Raw genomic sequence first — 1,254 nt, 5'->3', positions numbered from 1 at the left:
GTCGCCCTCTTCGTCAGTCAGCCGCTCCGGCAGCCCGTTCAGGTCGGTGTGATACCAGAACGTCTGCTGGCTGTCACCGTCGATGTCCACCCGCTGCCGCTTTGCGCGAGGCCAGGCGGCCGAAACCGTCATACTCCTGACGCGCACCTTCAGCCTGCGCATTAGCCTGAATAGCAGCACCGCTGAACCTGTCCAGCAAGTGGCTGCGTGAGGCGGGGTTTGAGACGGGCAAGGCGGTGACGGTCAGGATTGAGGCGGGTTGCTTTATTCTGACCACCGGCGGCTTTTTATAACTATGCCATAGATTCGGTTACATCTAGATAATATTTACCATTTATCTCGTAATAATCTAAATCTATATACTTAGTAAAGCTCTCCGATATTAATAAAATATTATTAATTATCTTACCCCCAAAAACAAAATCCTCCTTTAACATATTTAAAGAAGGGATAATGAAAGTTCCACAATATTGCCAGTCATCGTCAATAAAAACATAATATCCCGAGTCATAATTTTTTATTTTTCCTATGAATTCTGATAGCAACTGCGGCTCTATTTTTCGCTTAACTGAGTTTTCTTCATCCACTAACGATTTTTTCAATATATCATCTGTGCATTCTAATGGAATAAAAAAAAGATCAATTATATCACAATAAATAAGTGAGTTAATTTTAGATAAGTAGGATTCAATAACCTTCTTTCCATTAGCCTTTCTATATAACAATTCTTTCTTATATTGAACTGAAGTCATGTTAGCTACCACACTTTTTATTATAAGCCTTGCCTTTAGGGTTCGCGATTTTCGGTCGACCATAATCATTCATGCGCGTTTCACCTGTTCTAGGATCAACTTTTACTTTACCAGCTTCCCAGTGTGGTTGATCAGGATGGCTAACATCCATTGTTTGTTGTTGCACTGTCGCAGGAATAGTTCCACCACCAGGTTTTAGCACTTCATATCTATATTCCCAACCGGAGCTATTCTTCGACTGGCTAATCGGTTGTTGACTTGTAGGTATTCCTGCTTGCCTCATACCATCACGCCTGGCTGCACGGGAAGAACCGAATGGATTATTTTCACTCCCAATTGGATCGCCGCTTAACCCCAGCGGATCTATCCACGTCAGCGGGTTTTTGACATAAGCATACTGGTTTATACCACCAACCAGCCCCACCGGATCCGGCTGCGTAAACCTCCCCATCACCGGATCATAATAGCGAAAAAGATTGTAGTGCAGCCCCGTTTCCCTGTC

At 43.6% G+C, this 1,254-nt stretch carries 3 protein-coding genes; 1 reads left to right on the top strand and 2 read right to left on the bottom strand.

Annotated features, from left to right (window positions below; all coding sequences use genetic code 11):
- Nucleotides 1–170 precede the first annotated feature (170 nt).
- Entirely contained in the window at nucleotides 171–293 is a 123-nt protein-coding gene (locus NG42_RS23790; RefSeq protein ID WP_082203921.1) for a SymE family type I addiction module toxin, read from the top strand.
- Here NG42_RS23790 and NG42_RS21575 read toward each other — a convergent pair whose 3' ends face one another.
- The gene (locus NG42_RS21575; protein WP_052902269.1) at nucleotides 294–752 is read right to left on the bottom strand and encodes a hypothetical protein; all 459 of its coding nucleotides are present in this window, start codon (nucleotides 750–752) and stop codon (nucleotides 294–296) included.
- 1 nt (nucleotide 753) lies between these two features.
- Nucleotides 754–1,254 (bottom strand): RHS repeat-associated core domain-containing protein (locus NG42_RS21570; protein WP_052903071.1); only part of this gene is annotated, 501 nt, incomplete at its 5' end.

The sequence above is a fragment of the Winslowiella iniecta genome (assembly GCF_001267535.1).
GTDB classification, from domain to species: Bacteria; Pseudomonadota; Gammaproteobacteria; order Enterobacterales; family Enterobacteriaceae; genus Erwinia; species Erwinia iniecta.
Note: the sequence above shows the minus strand (reverse complement) of the source record. Positions and strands in the feature narration are given on the sequence as shown.